At 76.6% G+C, this 12488-nt stretch carries 10 protein-coding genes; 1 reads left to right on the top strand and 9 read right to left on the bottom strand.

All coding sequences use genetic code 11. From position 1 onward, the window contains the following. Nucleotides 1-144 precede the first annotated feature (144 nt). Genes ACFXGA_RS36855 through ACFXGA_RS36815 form a run of 9 tightly spaced genes read right to left on the bottom strand, consistent with a single transcriptional unit; the run spans nucleotide 145 to nucleotide 8837 of the window. The gene (locus tag ACFXGA_RS36855) at nucleotides 145-969 is read right to left on the bottom strand and encodes a methyltransferase domain-containing protein (protein ID WP_378096667.1); all 825 of its coding nucleotides are present in this window, start codon (nucleotides 967-969) and stop codon (nucleotides 145-147) included. Beyond that, nucleotides 966-1670, bottom strand: coding sequence for an alpha/beta fold hydrolase (locus tag ACFXGA_RS36850; protein WP_378096664.1), 705 nt, complete (start codon nucleotides 1668-1670; stop codon nucleotides 966-968). Before ACFXGA_RS36850 ends, ACFXGA_RS36855 begins: the two co-directional genes overlap by 4 nt. Then, nucleotides 1667-2284: a LysR family transcriptional regulator substrate-binding protein gene (locus ACFXGA_RS36845; RefSeq protein ID WP_378096661.1), complete on the bottom strand. Its 618-nt coding sequence runs from the start codon at nucleotides 2282-2284 to the stop codon at nucleotides 1667-1669. Before ACFXGA_RS36845 ends, ACFXGA_RS36850 begins: the two co-directional genes overlap by 4 nt. After that, the gene (locus ACFXGA_RS36840) at nucleotides 2277-2993 is read right to left on the bottom strand and encodes a DUF6182 family protein (protein WP_378096658.1); all 717 of its coding nucleotides are present in this window, start codon (nucleotides 2991-2993) and stop codon (nucleotides 2277-2279) included. Before ACFXGA_RS36840 ends, ACFXGA_RS36845 begins: the two co-directional genes overlap by 8 nt. Further along, nucleotides 2990-4183 carry a hypothetical protein gene (locus tag ACFXGA_RS36835; protein ID WP_378096655.1) on the bottom strand — a complete coding sequence of 398 codons (1194 nt, stop codon included), beginning with the start codon at nucleotides 4181-4183 and terminating at the stop codon, nucleotides 2990-2992. The genes ACFXGA_RS36840 and ACFXGA_RS36835 overlap by 4 nt, the downstream gene beginning before the upstream one ends. After that, nucleotides 4140-5561, bottom strand: coding sequence for an NAD(P)/FAD-dependent oxidoreductase (locus ACFXGA_RS36830; protein ID WP_378096652.1), 1422 nt, complete (start codon nucleotides 5559-5561; stop codon nucleotides 4140-4142). The genes ACFXGA_RS36835 and ACFXGA_RS36830 overlap by 44 nt, the downstream gene beginning before the upstream one ends. Nucleotides 5562-5564: 3 nt before the next feature. After that, the gene (locus tag ACFXGA_RS36825; RefSeq protein WP_378096649.1) at nucleotides 5565-6437 is read right to left on the bottom strand and encodes an SAM-dependent methyltransferase; all 873 of its coding nucleotides are present in this window, start codon (nucleotides 6435-6437) and stop codon (nucleotides 5565-5567) included. Continuing rightward, on the bottom strand, nucleotides 6434-8221 hold the full coding sequence (locus tag ACFXGA_RS36820) for a GH3 auxin-responsive promoter family protein (protein WP_378096647.1): 1788 nt from the start codon (nucleotides 8219-8221) through the stop codon (nucleotides 6434-6436). The genes ACFXGA_RS36825 and ACFXGA_RS36820 overlap by 4 nt, the downstream gene beginning before the upstream one ends. After that, nucleotides 8208-8837: a hypothetical protein gene (locus tag ACFXGA_RS36815; protein ID WP_378096644.1), complete on the bottom strand. Its 630-nt coding sequence runs from the start codon at nucleotides 8835-8837 to the stop codon at nucleotides 8208-8210. The genes ACFXGA_RS36820 and ACFXGA_RS36815 overlap by 14 nt, the downstream gene beginning before the upstream one ends. Nucleotides 8838-9327: 490 nt before the next feature. On the opposite strand from ACFXGA_RS36815, the gene ACFXGA_RS36810 reads away from it, so the two are divergent. Continuing rightward, nucleotides 9328-12488, top strand: a 3161-nt coding sequence (locus ACFXGA_RS36810; protein WP_378096641.1) for a BTAD domain-containing putative transcriptional regulator, incomplete at its 3' end; no start/stop codon positions are given.

Raw genomic sequence — 12488 nt, 5'->3', positions numbered from 1 at the left:
GCGGGGGTGCTCCCCTGTCCCCCCCCGCCCGGGCGGCCGGCGGGGGGCCGGCGGGGCCGCGCCGGGCGGGTGTGGGTGGGGGGCGCCCGGGCGGGCCGGGGCCCCCCGGCCCCCCCCACGTCCGGCTGTGCTCCCCCGGGCGTCCTACACCGTGCCCACGGCCAGGACCGCGCCCTCGGCGAAGTAGCCGTCCGGCGCGTTCAACGGGTGCGCCGGGTCGTCCGGGTCCCGCATGACCCGCCAGTCCGGGTCGTAGCCGGCCTGCGCCGCGAGGCTCGCGCAGGACTGCCCGTAGAACGACCGCTCGGCCTCGCCGAACGGCGCGAAGTGCTCCGCGAGCAGGGTGTGCTGCCGCACCTCCGACAGCCCGGCCTCCCGCAGGAACCGGTACAGGTCCCGGCCGCGCAGCAGGTTGCGCGCGTACGCCGACCGGGACGCCGCCGCCCGGAAGAAGTCCGCGAACAGGAACGGCGGACCGGGACGCGCCGTGATCGTGCTCGCGTCCAGGTCCTTCACTCCCACCAGCCCACCGGGCCTGACGACCCGCCTCAACTCGGCGAGCGCACGCCGCAACGCGTCGTCGTCCAGGTACTGCACCGTGTTGGCGCACCACGCGGCGTCGAACATGTCGTCCGGGTAAGGCAGCGCGGTCACGTCCCCCTGCCGCACGTCGTCCAGCACGGCCAGCGACGCCCACCGCTCCCGGACCAGCGCGACGTTCTCCGCCGCCAGGTCGAGCGCCGACAGCCTGCCCGCCGGCCCGACCAGGTCGGCCAGGTAGGGCAGGAACCGCCCGCCGCCGGCGCCCGCGTCCAGCACGTGCCACCCCGGCCGCACCCCGAACCGGCGCAGCAGGTCGAGGTACGTGGTCAGGCACGCGTCGAAGTGCGCGTCCACGATGTCCACGCGGGTGAACGCGAGCCCGGTCGACGCGGTGAAGCCCCACCGGGCGTGGTCCACGGCCGTCACGCGACCTCCTCCGCCAGCTCCGCCAACACCTTGGTCACGACCTCCGGGGCCTCCACCGGCAGCAGGTGACCCGCCGCGGGCACGACCTCCAGCCGGCCGCGGGGCAGCGCCGCGGCCACCGCCCGCGCGTCGTCGGGCGACACCAGCTCGTCCTCCTCCCCCACCAGCACCACGGCCGGCCGGTCGAACGCCGCCAGCACGTCGTAGGACGCGGCCCGCGCCGCGATCGCCCGCTGCGCCCACGCGACGTCCTCCGGCGCGACGGCGCGCGCCATCGCGCCGACCCGGCCCACCAGGCGTTCGCGGTGGGTCCGGCCGAGCAGCAGCGGAGTGGTCGCGGCGGTCAGGGCGGGACCGGCGACGGGGTCGGTGACCCGCGCCGCGAACCCGAGCCGCCGGGCGGCGGTCCCCTCGTCGTCCGCGGCGGCCCGCGTGCCGAGCAGCGCGAGCGCCGACACGCGGTCCGGCCGCCGGCGCAGGAACGCCATGGCGACGTACCCGCCGAGCGAGCACCCGGCCAGCACGGCGCGGTCCACCGCGGCGGCGTCGAGCAGCCGGGCGAGGCCGTCGGCCACGGTGTCGAGCGACGGCGTGCCCACGCCCAGCCGGTAGAGGTCGGGGGCGAGCGCGGACGGCCCGGCGTCCACCTCCGACCACATGGCCGGGGTGGCGGCGAGCGCGTGCAGCAGCACGACGGTCACGGGGCCACCTCCACCCGTGCCAGTACCGCCTCCGCGGCCGCCACGAACCGCGGCACGTGCGGGGGCGCGTCCGGCAGGTGGACGAGGTTCACCTCGCCGGGCGGCAGGTCCACCACCGGCAGCACCCGCACCGTCGGCGGTGCGACGTCGCGGATCGACAGCACGGTCAGGTGCACGCCCGCGCCCGACGCGACGACCCGCATCAGCTCCGGCACGGTGGTCAGCGGGAACGCCCGCCGGATCGGCTTGCCGCCGGGCGTCATCGGCGGCACGATCCGGTCCCACACCTCCTCCGGCATGTGGCCGGGGCGGTGGAACGCGAGGTGGTCCGCCACGTCCTCCACCGACACCTCCGCGCGGGCGGCGAGCGGGTGGTCGGGCGCGACCAGGACGGCCCGCGGGTCCCAGCCGATCGGCCGGCTGTAGACCAGGTCCGGTTGGCGGTGGTCGAACTTGCTGGTCATCACGTCCACCCGGCCCGCGCGCAGCGGGGCGAACGGGTCGCGCACGTCGTACTCGACCAGCTCGACCCGGTCGAGCGCGTACCCGCCCGCCCGCACCGCCGCGTGCGGCAGCCCGAGCGAACCGTGGTAGCCGAACCGCAGGTCAGGCACCACTCACCTCCTTGGTCAGGGCCATCAGGGCGCGCAGCCGGCCGGGGGCCGCGGGGTCGGTGGCGACGCGCAGCGCGTCGAACGGGCCGGGCAGGCCGACCAGGCGCGGGACGCGGCGCACGGTCAGCCGGTCGCCGGGCGCGAGGGCGCCGTCGAGCACCGCTTCCACCAGCAGGTGGTTGAGGTGCACCAACGCCTGCGCCACGGTCATGCCGGGCGCGGCGATGTGCAGCACCCGGCCGACCCCCGCGGCCGGGCCGCCGCCGGGCAGGTCGATGACGACGTCGGCCCCGACCGACAGCTCGCGCTCGCCGACGAACGCCCGCAGCAGCCGGCGCAGCGCCGGGCGGTCGGCGGCCGGGGCGGGCGCGGTCCACGCCACCGCCCCGGTCTCGTCGACGTGGTGGAACGCGAAGCGGTCGACCAGGTTCGCCGGGTTGCCCGCCAGGAACACGGTCTTCGTGAACGACTTCCGCCAACCGTCCACCGCGGACAGCCGCGCGGCGAACCCGACGGTGCCGCGCACCCACGCCGCGAGGTCGAAGTGCCGCACCACGGCCAGCACCACGACGTCGGTGTCGGCGGCGGCGCCCTCCACCGCGCGCAGACCTTCCACTGTGGACAGATCGTGGGCGTCGGCGAGGTCGGGCCGGGCCCGCGTGATCCGGCGGACCACGTGGTCGTGCAACAGGTCCTGGGTCAGGTTCACGTGAACACCTCCGCCAGCAGTTCGCGCGACGGGGCACGCCGCCGCCGGGAGAGCAGGCCGGTGGTGAGCCGGTAGGCGTCGACGTGGGCGGGCACGTCCCCGCCGGGTGCGCCCTTGGCGCCGCGCTGCGCCGCCAGGCCGTCCAGCACCGCCGGCCACCCGGTCGGCACGGCCGCGTCGAGCACCCGCCGCGCCCGGACCAGGCACCGGTCCAGCAGGTCGGCCCGGAACGAGTCGTGGTCGCCCGGCCCGAGCACGCCGATGAAGTACAGCCGCATCCCCAGCCGCACCGCGTCCTCGTCGTGCCGCCCCTCGACCGCCGCCAGCAACGCCGCCGCCGAGTGCCCGCGCCACCCGCCGTGCCGCGCCGACTCGACGCGCCCGTCGATCGGCACCCGCCCGAGGGAGATCCGGCGCACCCTCGGCCCGAGGCGGCCCAGCACCCGGTGCAGCAGCAGGTAGTCCGGCTCCAGACCGCGGTCGTGCAGCAGCACCACCTCGTCGTGCGAGGCGGCCAGCGGCAGCAGGTCGCGCAACGCGCAGGCCAGGTGGTTCGGCCGCCCGTCCGCCCCGACGATCTGCCGCAGCGGGACGCCGGCCCGGGTCGCGTCCACGTACACCGGACCGCCGTCGGCCCGCAGGTCGAGGCACAGCCCGAGGTCGTGCAGCCGCTCGATCGCCTCGTCCAGGCCGATCCCCGGCGGCTGGTGGGCGGTCAGGCCCGGGTCGCGCAGCCCGAGCCGCCGGTACTGGTCGACGCGGGCCGCGAGCAGCCGCGCGCTGGCCGGGTGGACCCACCCGTGCCGCTCGATCGCCTCCAGGTACGGCACGCAGGCGGCGAACGGCGCGCGGTCGCCGTCGGCCCGGTAGCGCACGTACAGCTCGCCGACCTCGTCCTCGGACATGCCCGAGTAGTCGATGTCGCCGACCGTGCGGTCCAGGTACTCCCAGAAGCCGACGGTCTGCTCGCAGGGGGCGAACGCGGTGTGGCTGCTGCGGTGCGTGACGTCGGCGAGCGGCTCGGTGGCGCGGTGCACCACGTCCGTCCACAGCAGACCCTTGAGGTGGCTGGGCGTCAACGGCTTGGTCGGGGTGACGGTGACCGGCGCGAGCAGCACCCTGCGCCGCCCGACCACCGGGACGGGGTCACGCCACCCGGTCGCCGTCCGGTCCGCTTGCGAGATCGACACGTGCCCTCCTCCCGGCCCTCGCGGCCACGGCCAGCAACGCCGACCGGTCGGGCAGGCCCGGCGGCGGGAGGGGCGGCCCCGCCGCGAGCGCCCGCCGCACCCGGTCGGCGAACGGCGGCGCGGTCAAGGCGTCCGGCCGGTCCAGCCCCATCAGCACCCGGACCACACCGCGCCACAGCTCCGGGTCGCGGCTCGCCGCGGCGGCGGCCCCGGCCGCCCTCAACGCCGTCGGCGGCCGGTCGGCCGCGGTCCCCGCCACCGACGCCCGCCACCGCGCGATCCGGTCCTCGCCCTCCTCGCACGCCTGCCGGAACCATGGCAGCAGCAGCTCGTCGGCCAGCGCCGCCGCGGCTGCCCCCAGGTCCGCCACGGCGTGCGCGCGGACCAGGCCCGCGAGGGCGAACCCGTGCGCCAGCGCGAGCGACACACCGCGCCCGAACAGCGGGTCCGTCACGCACACCGCGTCGCCCACGGCCACCAGCCCGGTCGGCGAGGACTCCGGCGCGTGGAACGCGTTGGGCGGGCACGTCATCACCCGCACGTCGCCGAGCGGCACGGCGTCGTCCAGCCAGTCCCCGACCCAGGGCGTGACCCTCCCGACCGCGTCGAACACCTCCGGGTCGCGCAACGCGCGCAGTCCGTCGTCCTGCGGCAGCACGCCGAACGCGACCGAGAACGTCCCGTTGTCGCCGGGGTGCAGCACACCCGCGTAGTGGTCGGCCAGCACACCCGCCGCGTTGCCCCGGTTGAGCGGGCCGAACGGCCCGCGCCGGCGGTAGAACCGCACGTAGGCGGCGACCGAGGTCGGCCCGGTCCGGACGGCCGCGGGTGCGACGCCCCGCGCGTGCGACCACTGCCTGCCGGCCGCCCGGCGGCCCGTGGCGTCGAGCACGAGGTCGGCGGGCACGACGTGAGCGCCGACCCGCGCGCCGGTCACCCGGCCGCCGGTCACGTCCAGGCCCGTGACCCTGGTCCCGTACCGGAGGTCCACGCCGGGCCGGGCCGCGACGTGCCGGTGCAGCACCACGTCGAACGTGGACCGGCGGCACGCCAGCGCCACCAGCTCCGCGTCGCCCGGCACGGCTTCGCCCGGTGGGCGGGCCGTGGTGAGGTCGACCGTCGACGCGCCGGCGGACAGCAGATCCGCCAGGAGCGCCGGCGCGTGCCCGCGCAGCGCCGCCACGCCGAACGACGTCAGGGTGTGCGCGTGCCGGGACTGGGGCGATGTCGGGCGGCGCCACACCTCGCCCGCCCGCGCCGCCGGGCCGGGTGGCGGCGCGGACCCCCGTTCCAGCACGACGACCCGGTGGCCGTCGTCGGCCAGCGCGAGCGCCGCGGCGAGCCCGGCCGCGCCACCGCCCGCGATCACGACGTCCACGGCCTACACCCGCACGCCGCGCACGAAGAACACCCGCCGCACGTCCGCGACCTCGCGCGGCGGCACGGGGTCCGGCCAGCGGCCGTAGTCCGCCTCCGGGTCGCCGGGCTGGTGCGCGACGGCCTCGAAGCCGTGCCGGGCGAACAACGCCTCCGGCTCGTCCGAGCCGAACAGCCACGGGCAGCCCCAGCCGGCGAAGACGTCGAGCAGGCCGCGCATGGTCGGCAGCGTCAGCGCGGCCGAGTTCACGACATCGGCGATCACGACGCTGCCCGGCGCGGTCACCGCCCGCACGCGCTCCAGCACGCGGTGGACGTCGTCCTCGCGGAGGTAGTAGAGCAGGCCCTCCAGCAGCCACGTGGACGGCGACGCCGGGTCGTACCCGGCCGCGGCGAGCCGGTCCTCCCAGTCGTCGCGCAGGTCGACGGCCACGGTGGCGCGGTCCACGGCGGGCGTGGCGCCGAGGCCCGCCAGCACCGCTTCCTTCACCGCCACCACCGGCGGCCGGTCGATCTCGAACAGGCGCACCCCGTCCGGCCAGGCGAGCCGGAACGGCCGCGAGTCCATGCCGGACGGCGCGATGACGACCTGCCGACCGTGCGGCCGACCGGCGGCCTCGACGAGCAGGTCGTCGAAGAACCGGGTGCGGATGGCGTTGTAGTCGGGAGTGCTGGGCAGCGTGCGGGGCGACGCCTCGGGGAACGTCACGCGCCGGATCTCGGCCAGCAGCGACAGCCCGATCCCGCCCGCGAACGCGGCGGCGTACGGGTCGTGGTAGAGCCGGTCGTCCCGGCGGGTCTCCGCGGCGCGCAGCGCGGCGGTGAGCAGTGCGGTGCGCTCGACCGAGTCGAGCAGGTGGCCGATGTCGGCGGTCATGGCCGGTCCCCAGGGTGTGCGGAGGTGGAAGCGGTGGCCCGGTCGCCCGAGCCGGAAGTCGCGGCCGAGCGGTCGCCGACGGGGCGATGCCCCTCGGCGGGCGGGAAAGCGGTGGTGGCACGGTCGCCCACGAGGCGGTGCCAGTCCGCGTCGGAGGTGCGGAAGAGGCGGTCCTTCACCTGCGCCGGTCGGGTGCCCTCCTCGACCCGCGCGTGCCAGTCGCGGTGGAACGCGTCGGCGTCGAGCAGGCGCAGGGTCGGGTCGGTCAGCCGCCCCTCGGCGCGGGCCGCCCGGTAGCCCGCGGACCGGTCGGCGAGGTGCGCGTCCAGGCGGCGGGCGATCCGCGCGGTCTCGGCGTCGCTCCACGGCGTCGTCGGCGCGACGGCGAACTCATAGCCGGGCGTGCCGCCGACGACGCGGCAGGAGAGGTTGCGCACCTCCAGCCCCGACTCGTCCAGCGCGGCCGTCACCGCGCCGAGCACGTGCGACTCGCGCAGCCGCTCCCCCGCCGCGTCGCTGACCGTCGCGCGGCCCGCGTACTCGACGCGCGCGACCCCGCCCAGCGCGTCGACCACGCGCACCACGTCGCCGCCCGCGTACCGGTAGAGCCCGCCCACGTGGCTGTAGATCACCTGGTACTCGCGGCCGGGCTCCAGCTCGTGCGCCCGCAGCGTCGCCACGTCCGGCCCGACCGGCTCGTCCGCGGGCACGAACTCGTACAGCGACGCGGTGACGACCAGGCTGCCCGCGCGCGGGTGCCGGTCGAGCGTCACGGCGGTCGGCCCCTCGGACGCGGCGATCGGCGCGGGCAGCACCTCGACCCCGATGCCGTACTCCTCGCGCAGGCGGGGCAGGTACAGCGCGGCGACGCCGCCGGTCCAGCAGAACACCACGCGCAGGCGCGGCCACACGTGCGCCGGCCGCACCGGGTCGAAGCGACGGGTCAGCGCGTCCAGCTCGGCGGCCCGCGCCGGATTCGGGTCGACCACCCGCGCGCCGCCGACCGTGCCGTCCCGGATCTCCCGGACGATCCGGTCCCACCAGGTCGTGAGCTGGTGCGGCAGGGCCGCCACCGCGGCCGGGTTGATGCCGATCACGCCACGCAGATCCGGGTGCTCCACGGCCAGGCGCAGCCGCAGGTACGCCTTCTCCAGGTGGGCGTCGGCGGCCACGTCGACCGGCAGCGCCGCCCACCGCGCCCGCGTGCCCGGCTCGGCCGACAGCGGCTCGCCGAACGCGGCCCCGAAGTCGACCTGGCTCGCCCCCAGGTGCGGCCGGCCGTCCTTGGTGGTCCCGGGCACCGGCAGCGGGTCCTGCTTGAGGTTCAGCACCGCGTCCGGCCCGACCACGTCGGGGTGGTGCTCGACCATCGGCGCCCACGCGGCGTAGAAGAAGGGGAAGAACGTGGTGGCCATGAACCTCGGCGTGACGGGCACCTTCTTGTGCGCGCCGGTGCTGCCGCTGCTGGTGAAGTACACGACCGGCGCGTCCGCGGTGAGGACGTGCCGCTCGCCCGCCGCCATCCGCTCGATCCACGGCTCCAGGTCGTCGTAGCCGTGCACCGGCACCGCGCGCCGGAAGTCGTCCACCGTCCGGATCCGGCCGAACCCGTGCGCGCGGCCGAACTCCGTGCCCGCGTTGAACTCCAGCAGGTCCTCCAGCACGCGCTGCTGCCACTGCGCCGCTTCGCCCGCCGCCCTGGTGAGCAGGTCGCGCTCGCGGAACACGCGCTCCCGGTACGCCTTGACGTGCGCGTCGCCCCACCCGCGCTCAGCCGTGCTCACGGGCCACCGCCTCGCGGACGCGCCGGACGGCGGTCGCCACGTCGCCCGGCGGCACCACGTCCACCGGCAGGTGCGCGACCTCGGCCAGGATCAGGGCGCGCAGCTCGGTCTGGAAGGAGGCGAACGCGTCGCGGTCGACGTGCTCGCCGTGGAACTCCAGCCGGTTGGCCCGCGCGCCCTCACCGCTGCGCCGCCACGCCTCGGCCGGGTCCACGTCCAGGAACAGCACCCGCCTCGGCTGCGGGAACCCCCGCCACCAGCCGAAAATCTCCTCGTCCGCGCCGATCAGGCGGCACTTGGCGAGGATCTTGTAGTAGTACGAGTCCACGACGACCGGTCGGTGTGGACCGACGTCCACGAGCTGGTCGCGCAGGTGCACGACCGCCGTCTGCAGGAGGCTCGCCACGAAGTCGGGCGAGTGGTGCTTGCCCAGGCCGGGCAGGGTTTCCCGGACGAGGTCGGACTTGAGCCGGGACACGACCCCGTGCTCGGGGGCGAGGAAGTCGTCGTCCACCGAGACCAGTCGCCACGTCGGCTCCTCGGCCGCCAACGCGCGCATCACGACGGACTTCCCCGCGTGGTCGGTTCCGGACAGGACTGAGAACGCGGGCTGCACCGAAGCGCCTCCTGTCTGTGGCACGGCAGGGGGGAGCCGCCCGCGAACGGGCGCGCGTGGACGTGCGTCGTTTCCCCCGGGTCGGACGTGATGTCGATCAGGCCGGGAACGCGGCGGCGGTGCCGGAGGGGTTCGAAACGCGGCCTGGCGAATCGCTGCCGACTGTAAATCCGCGACCTGCGACCTAGTCCCCCTCACGAGGAAATGTGACCGCAATCACACGCGTTGGGCGATTCATTAATTACCCATCGAACCACTTGACCGGGGCATCGATATAAAAGTCACCCCAGGTGGCAACGGGTAGACCGAGCCGATCGCACCCGAATAGTCCGGATTCAGCGACGGGGTGTGCCACTCACATTTTGGCCGTTCACCCTAATTCACGGGAGAAAGCGCGAACGCCGACGAGCCGGGCACGGCGGGCCGGCCGTCCACGCGGCGCGCGAGACGTGCCGGAGACGTGACGGGCGCTCATGACAAAATCGGCCCGGTGCGGATCGGGATGCTGGGGCCGTTCGAGGTGCGCGCGGACGACGGCGTCCGCGCCGACGTGCCGGGCGCGCGGCTGCGCGGGTTGCTGGCCGCCCTCGCGCTCGACCCCGGCCGCGTGGTCGCGAAGGCGGCGCTGGTCGACTGGATCTGGGGCGAGCACCCGCCCGCCGACGCCGCGAACGCGTTGCAGCGCCTCGTCTCCCGCCTGCGCAAGGCGTTGCCGGAGGGGTCGGTCGAGGGGCAGCCGGACGGCTACCGGCTGGAGGTGGACCCCGACGCGGTCGACGCCGTCCGGTTCGAACGCCTCCTCGCCCGCGCCCGCGACGACGACGGACCGCGCCGGGTCGCGCTGTTGCGCGAGGCCCTCGACCTGTGGCGCGGCGCGGCCCTGCAGGACGTCGGGCTGGTGGACAGCGCGGCGTTCGACGCGGCGGTGACCCGGCTGGAGGGGCTGCGCCTGACCGCCGCGGAGGACCGCTTCGACGCGGAGGTCGAGCTGGGCCACGCCGCCGGGCTGGTCACCGAGCTGACCGACGCGGTCGCCGCGCACCCGCTGCGGGAACGGCTCGTCGCCGCGCTGATGCGCGCGCACGTCGCGGCCGGCCGCGACACCGAGGCGCTGCTGGTGTACCAGCGCACCCGCGAGGCGCTGGCCGAGACCCTGGGCGTGGACCCCTCGCCGGAGCTGTCCGCGCTGCACGTCGCGCTGCTGCGCGGCGAGCTGGGACGGGGACGGCGCGAGGAGCGGCGCAAGACCAACCTGCGCGCCGAGCTGACCAGCTACATCGGCAAGGACGCCGACGTGGCCGCGGTGCGGGGGCTCGTCGCCGAGCACCGGCTCACGACCCTCATCGGGCCGGGCGGCTCGGGCAAGACCAGGCTGGCCGCGGAGACCGCCCGCACGCTGCTCGGCGACCTGCCCGACGGCGCGTGGCTGGTCGAACTCGCGCCGCTCGGCGCGGACGGCGACCAGGCCGGCGGGAGCGGCCGGCACGACGTCGCGCAGGCGGCGCTGGCCGCGCTGGGCCTGCGGGACGCGCTGCTCGGCGACGCGCCGAATGCGGAGCCGACCGACCGGGTGATCGCCGCCATCCGCGACCGGGAGGCGTTGCTGGTCCTGGACAACTGCGAGCACGTGATCGAGTCGGCCGCCGCGTTCGCCCACCGGGTGCTCGGCGAGTGCCGGCGGCTGCGGGTGCTGGCGACGAGCCGGGAACCGCTCGGCATCACCGGCGAGGCGCTGTGGCCGGTCGTGCCGCTGGCCCTGCCGTCGCCCGACGCCGACGCCGCGGAGGTCGAGTCCTCCCCCGCCGTCCGGCTGCTGCGGGACCGGGCCGCCGCGGTGCGCCCCGACCTCGTGCCGGACGCCCGCACGTGGTCCACCATGGCGCACGTCTGCCGGGCGCTGGACGGGATGCCGCTGGCGATCGAGCTGGCCGCGGCCAGGTTGCGCACCCTGACCCTCGACCAGCTCGCCCACCAGCTCGACGACCGGTTCCGCCTGCTGACCAGCGGCAGCCGCACCGCGTTGCCCCGGCACAAGACGCTGCGCGCGGTGGTCGACTGGAGCTGGGAACTGCTGAGCGACGCCGAACGCGCGGTGCTGCGCAGGCTGTCGGTGTTCGCGGGCGGCGCGCGTTCGGAGGCGGCGGAGCGGGTCTGCGCCGGCGGGGACGTCGGGTCGTGGCAGGTGCCCGACCTGCTCACCGCGCTCACCGAGAAGTCGCTGCTGGTCGCCGACGGCGACGGCGCGCCGCGCTACCGGATGCTCGGCACCATCGGGGAGTACGCCGCGCACCGGCTGGCCGAGGCCGGCGAAACCGACCGGGCGCGGCAGGCGCACCTCGCGTTCTTCACCGAGCTGGCCGAGACCGCCGAGCCGCGGCTGCGCCGAGCCGAGCAGCTGGCGTGGCTCGCCGACCTGGCGGCCGAGCACGACAACCTCGGCGCGGCGATGCGCGGCGCGCTCGCGGCCGGCGACGCGCACGGCGCGATGCGGCTCGCCGCGGCCGCCGGCTGGTACTGGTGGCTCGCCGGGCACAAGTCCGAGGGCATGGAGCTGATCGGCGCGGCCAACGCCACGCCCGGCGAGGTGCCCGACGAGATCCGCGGCATCGTGTGCGGCCTCATCTCGATGTTCGTCACGACCGGGCCGGCCGGCGAGCACCAGGTGGCGGAGTGGGTGCACCGCGCCTACGACATCGGCCTGCGCGTGCGCAGCCGGCACCCGGCGCTGAGGCTCGTCGTGCCGCTGGAGCACATGATCCGGAACCCGGACGCGGTCCTGCCCGCGTGGGAGTCGCTGCTGGCCGACGAGGACCCCTGGGTGCGCGCGCTGGCCCGGCTGCACCTGGGCAAGACGCGGGTCGTGCTCGGCCAGGGCGGGCCGGAGGCGGACGAGCACCTGGGGACGGCGCTGGCCGAGTTCCGCGCGCTCGGCGAGCGGTTCGGCACGTCGTTCGCGCTGACGGAGCTGGCGGACCGGATCGCCACCCGGGGCCGGTTCGCCGAGGCGTGCGAGCTGTACGGGCAGGCGGTCGTGGTGGTGACCGAGGTCGGCGCGACCGAGGACGTCATCCGGCTGCGGTCGCGGCAGGCCCAGCTGTACTGGCTGCTCGGCGACGAGGACGCGGCCTCGGCCGCCACGGCCGAGGCGGAGCGGTGCGCCCGACGGGTCACCTGGCCGGGCGCGCTCGCCCACCTCGCCCTGTCGAAGGCGGAGCTGGCCCGGTGGCGGGGCGACGCGGAGGAGGCCCGCCGGCAGCTCGGCGTCGTGGCGGAGCTGCTGGGCGACGACGCGGAGCAGGCGTACGTCCGCGCCGGGACCCGCGACCTGCTCGGCTACCTCGCCGACGACCTCGAAGAGGCCCGTCGGCACCGGGCGGCGGCCTGCGAGGCGGCGGCCGAGGGCGGGCACGCGCCCACGATCGCGCGCGTCCTGGTCGGGGTCGCGGACCTGGCGCTGCGCCGGGACCGGCCCGACGAGGCGGCCCGGCTGCTCGCGGCGAGCGCCGCCGTGCTCGGCCTGCCGGACCGCTCGCACCCGGACGTCGCCCGGATCGAGCGGGCGGCGCGCGACCGCCCCCGCGCCGACCCCGGGGGGGCGGCGGGCGCGGGGGGGGGGGGGGGCCGGGGGGGGGGGGGGGGGGGGCGCGCGCC

The sequence above is a fragment of the Actinosynnema sp. NPDC059335 genome (genome assembly GCF_042752395.1).
In the GTDB taxonomy this organism is placed as follows: domain Bacteria; phylum Actinomycetota; class Actinomycetes; order Mycobacteriales; family Pseudonocardiaceae; genus Actinosynnema.
Note: the sequence above shows the minus strand (reverse complement) of the source record. Positions and strands in the feature narration are given on the sequence as shown.

Excerpts from the sequence above, each read along its gene's own strand:
- ACFXGA_RS36825 (WP_378096649.1), bottom strand. The coding sequence starts at position 6,437 with ATGACCGCCGACATCGGCCACCTGCTCGACTCGGTCGAGCGCACCGCA.